The sequence below is a fragment of the Microbispora sp. NPDC049633 genome, from assembly GCF_040675265.1.
GTDB classification, from domain to species: domain Bacteria; phylum Actinomycetota; class Actinomycetes; order Streptosporangiales; family Streptosporangiaceae; genus Microbispora; species Microbispora maris.
The window spans coordinates 1-4,138 of the sequence record NZ_JBFAOO010000345.1 but is presented as its reverse complement, the minus strand read 5'-3'; the positions used below and the strand labels follow the sequence as shown (position 1 = coordinate 4,138).

The following is a 4,138-nucleotide window of genomic DNA, read 5'->3' as shown; positions in this document are numbered from 1 at the left end:
CCCGCGTGCGCGAGCCTGGCCTGCTTCAGGTCGTCGAGGTCGCGCGCCGCGGCGATGGCGGCGAGGGCGTCGGCCTGCGCCCGCGCGACCTCGTCGGCGTGCAGCGGCGTCACCTCGACCGGGTCATAGGTGTTCGACAAGAGAGAGCTCCGTATCCAGGGGCTTGCGAGCGCCCTGCGCTCAGCGGCAACGAGTCTAGTCCGATCAGCCCACCGGGCCGTCCTCCGCGCGGGGAGCCTGTGGAAAGGCTCAGGCGAAGTCAGGGGTGCCGGTGGGCAACGTAAATCGGAATTCCGCGCCGCCGCCGGGCGCGCGCTGCACGCTGATCGTGCCGCCGTGGGCCTCGATGAGGCCCTTGACGATGAACAGGCCGAGGCCGGTCCCCCCGCGGCGGCGGCCGTTGCCCCGCCAGAACTGGCGGAAGACGCGGCCGACCAGCTCGGGCGCCACGCCCTCACCCTGGTCCCGCACCGACACCGCCACTCCCCATTCGACCGGCTCCACCACTATGGTCACCGTACCGCGTCCGTGGCGCACCGCATTTTCCACCAGGTTCGCGAGAACCTGGTCAATCTTGTCCTGGTCGAGCCACATCTCGGGCAGCTCGCCGAGAACCTCCAGCCGGAAGCGGTCCTCCGGCTCCCCCGCCGCCACCCGGCCCGCGATGATCCTGCGGGCCCGGGCCGGCACGTCCACGATCTGGCGGTGGATCTCCACCCTGCCCGACTCGATGCGCGATACGTCGAGCAGCTCGGTGATCAGCCGTGTCACCCGGTCGGCGTCCGCGTTGACCGTCTCCAGCATCACGCGCTTCTGGGCGTCGGTGAAGCGGTCCCACTTGGCGAGCAGCGTCGCGGTGAAGCCCTTGACGCTGGTCAGCGGCGAGCGCAGCTCGTGGGCCACGGTCGAGACGAGATCGGCGCGGCTGCGCTCGATCCGGGCGCGCGCCGAGGCGTCACGCAGCGTGATGACCACGCGTTCCACCCGCCCGCCGCGCCTCGGCGTGCGGACCAAGCGCGCGGCGACGAGCATCTCCTGGCGGCCGGGCAGGTGCAGCGGCCGTTCCGGCTGGCGGCTGCGCGTGGACAGCCCGCCCTGCGGGTCGAGCCACTTCCACCAGTCGCGGCCGTCCTGGTCGCGCAGCGGCAGCACGTCGCCGATGAGCCTGCCCACGGCCGCCTCGCGGGTCACGCCGGTGAGCCACTCGGCGGCCCGGTTGACCACGAGGATCACGCCGTCGGCGTCGGTGGCGACGAGGCCGTCGGGAAGGTCGTCGGCGTCGATGTCCGCCCGCCCTCCGGGGTCCCCCTCAAGGGCGCCGCCGGGGGTGTCGTCACCTCGCACGAGACCGCCTCCTCGAGCTCCGGAACTGCGCGCGCCGCCGGGTTCTGCGCGACTCCTTCGCCGACAATAGCGGGTTTCCCGGGCCCGGCAGCAGCCTCAGGGCGCGGGGGTGGTGGGATCTTCCACGGAATGTAAGGTCTGCCGCTGAACGCGCGCGGAGGCGTACAGGCAGACCGCCGCGGCGGTGGCGAGATTGAGGCTTTCCGCCCGTCCGTAAATCGGGACGCGGACGACCTCGTCGGCCAGCGCGAGGAGCTCGGGCGGCAAGCCCCACGCCTCGTTGCCGAACAGCCAGGCGGTGGGCGCGTCGAGCGCGACCTCGTCGAGCGTCCGGGTGCCCGCGCCGTCGGCCGCGAGCACGCGCAGCCCCGCCTCCCTGGCGTGCCGTACGGCGTCCGCGACGGAGGTGCCGGTCACGACCGGCAGGTGGAACAGGCTTCCCGCGCTGGCCCGCACGCACTTGCCGTTGTACGGATCCACCGACGCGTCGGTGAACACCACCGAGTCTGCGCCCGCGGCGTCGGCCGTACGCAGGACCGTGCCGGCGTTGCCGGGGTCGCGCACGTGGGCGAGGATCGCCACCAGCCGCGTCCCCCGCGGCACCGCCTCGGCCAGCGGGACGTGCACGAAGCGGCACACGGCCAGCAGACCCTGCGGGGTGACGGTCTGGGTCAGCTCCGACATGACCTCGCCGCTCGCGCGGTGGACGGGAACGCCCGCCGCCACGGCGTCGGCCACGATGTCGGCGTGCCGCGTCTCCGCCTCCACCGTCGTGAACAGTTCGACCGTCACGTCCTTGATCGCGAGGGCCTCGCGGACGGCCTGCGGTCCCTCGGCCAGGAACGCCCGGTCACGATCCCGGAACGCGCGCTTGGTCAGCCTACGGGCCGCCTTGACCCGCGGCGACTTGATGTTGGTGAGCTCCGCCATGCCCGCTCATTCCCCCCTCGACGTGGACGAGGGCCCGCCGCAGGCGGCGGGCCCTCGTCGAAGCAGGTGTGTCAGGCGACCGGCGCGTTCACGTCGGACGGGAGCGCCTTCTTGGCGGACTCGACCAGCGTGGCGAAGGTCTGGGCGTCGTTCACCGCGAGGTCCGCGAGGATCTTGCGGTCCACCTCGATGCCGGCCAGGCGCAGGCCCTGGATGAACCGGTTGTAGGTGATGCCGTTGGCCCGGGCCGCGGCGTTGATCCGCTGGATCCACAGCCGGCGGAACGTGCCCTTCTTGTCCTTGCGGTCCCGGTACGCATAGGTCATCGAGTGGAGCATCTGCTCCTTGGCCTTGCGGTAGAGGCGCGACCGCTGCCCCCGGTAACCGCTCGCCCGCTCGAGGACGACCCGGCGCTTCTTCTTGGCGTTGAGCGCCCGCTTCACGCGTGCCATGTTGTTCTATCTCCCCGGGTCGTTACTTCGCGAGCAGCTTCTTGATCTTCTTGGTGTCGGCGTCGGACATGACGACGACACCCTCGAGACGGCGCGTGCGAGTGGACGGCTTGTGCTCGAACAGGTGCTGCCGGTTGGCGCGGCGGCGGACAACCTTGCCGGATCCGGTGAGCCGGAACCGCTTCTTCGCACCGCTGTGCGTCTTCATCTTCGGCATCTCAGCCGTCTCTCCTCTTTCGTCCGTGCCGACGGCCCGGGCCGGTGACCCGGGCCGGCGGCCTGCCTTACTCCGCGAGACCGCCCCGGTCTCGGTTTCCGTGTACGTCTGCGGCGCCCCGCCTGGTGGTTCAGGCGGGTGTCACTGCGGCTGCGCGGCCTGCTCCTCGGCGGGCTCCGCCTCCGGCACGTCGGCGCCGCGGGCCTTGGCGGCGGCCTTCTCGGCCTTCGCCTCGGCCTTCTTCTTGTGCGGCCCGATCACCATGATCATGTTGCGACCGTCCTGCTTCGGCTGCGACTCGACGAACCCCAGGTCGGTGACGTCCTCAGCGAGGCGCTGCAGGAGCCGGAAGCCCAGCTCAGGCCGGGACTGCTCGCGGCCCCGGAACATGATCGTGACCTTGACCTTGTCTCCCGCCTTCAGGAAGCGCACGACGTGACCCTTCTTGGTCTCGTAGTCGTGCGGGTCGATCTTCGGCCGGAGCTTGATCTCCTTGATGATCGTGTGCGCCTGGTTACGGCGGGCCTCACGCGCCTTCATGGCCGACTCGTACTTGAACTTGCCGTAGTCCATGAGCTTGCAGACGGGCGGGCGGGCCGTGGCCGCGACCTCCACCAGGTCGAGATCGCTCTCCTGGGCCAGCTTCAGCGCGTCGCCGATGGAGACGATGCCGACCTGTTCGCCGTTCGGGCCGACGAGGCGCACCTCGGGCACACGAATACGGTCGTTGATGCGGGGCTCGGTGCTGATGGGACCTCCAAAAGACTTCCGCTTGTCTCGACCGTGCGGGGCATAATAAAACCCCGCACGTCACGCATGCGGGGTCACTGAGCTCTCCTGCCGAAAACTCCGGTGTGATCCTGAACCCGTCCGCCTTTCGGCGGAGCAGGTGGGAGGAGGACCTCCGCTTGCGCGTCCAGCTCATGCCGGACCGATCGAGTTCCTACGCTACCACAAACCCGAATGTCCCTCGACGTATTCCTGCCCGGCGCGACGCCGCTCAGGAGGCCGCCCGGCGTGCGATCTCGGCCTCGCCGGCGGCGCGCATCGTCTCCACCGGCACGTCCGCGCGCCCGGTCATCAGCTCGACCTGCCGCACCGCCTGGTGCAGCAGCATCGGGAAGCCCCCGAGCACGGTGCGCCCGCGCGCGCCTGCGGCCGCGGCCAGCGCGGTCGGCCAGGGCGCGTAGACGAC

At 70.9% G+C, this 4,138-nt stretch carries 5 protein-coding genes and 2 pseudogenes; all 7 read right to left on the bottom strand.

What is annotated here, in order from left to right; translation table 11 throughout:
• A pseudogene (locus AB0J39_RS38515) lies at window positions 1-140 on the bottom strand (phenylalanine--tRNA ligase subunit alpha); the annotation flags it as partial.
• 109 nt (window positions 141-249) lie between these two features.
• The gene (locus AB0J39_RS38510; protein ID WP_363474005.1) at window positions 250-1,344 is read right to left on the bottom strand and encodes an ATP-binding protein; all 1,095 of its coding nucleotides are present in this window, start codon (window positions 1,342-1,344) and stop codon (window positions 250-252) included.
• Between the two features lie 96 nt (window positions 1,345-1,440).
• A complete protein-coding gene (locus AB0J39_RS38505) occupies window positions 1,441-2,274 on the bottom strand; it encodes an RNA methyltransferase (protein ID WP_363474003.1) in 834 nt (277 codons plus the stop codon).
• Window positions 2,275-2,345: 71 nt separating this feature from the next.
• On the bottom strand, window positions 2,346-2,726 hold the full coding sequence (gene rplT / locus AB0J39_RS38500) for a 50S ribosomal protein L20 (protein ID WP_169983106.1): 381 nt from the start codon (window positions 2,724-2,726) through the stop codon (window positions 2,346-2,348).
• Between the two features lie 22 nt (window positions 2,727-2,748).
• The gene (rpmI, locus tag AB0J39_RS38495; protein WP_030504936.1) at window positions 2,749-2,943 is read right to left on the bottom strand and encodes a 50S ribosomal protein L35; all 195 of its coding nucleotides are present in this window, start codon (window positions 2,941-2,943) and stop codon (window positions 2,749-2,751) included.
• Between the two features lie 141 nt (window positions 2,944-3,084).
• Window positions 3,085-3,693, bottom strand: a complete 609-nt coding sequence (gene infC / locus AB0J39_RS38490) for a translation initiation factor IF-3 (RefSeq protein ID WP_363474007.1) — start codon at window positions 3,691-3,693, stop codon at window positions 3,085-3,087.
• Between the two features lie 250 nt (window positions 3,694-3,943).
• Window positions 3,944-4,138, bottom strand: a pseudogene (locus AB0J39_RS38485) (shikimate dehydrogenase); the annotation flags it as partial.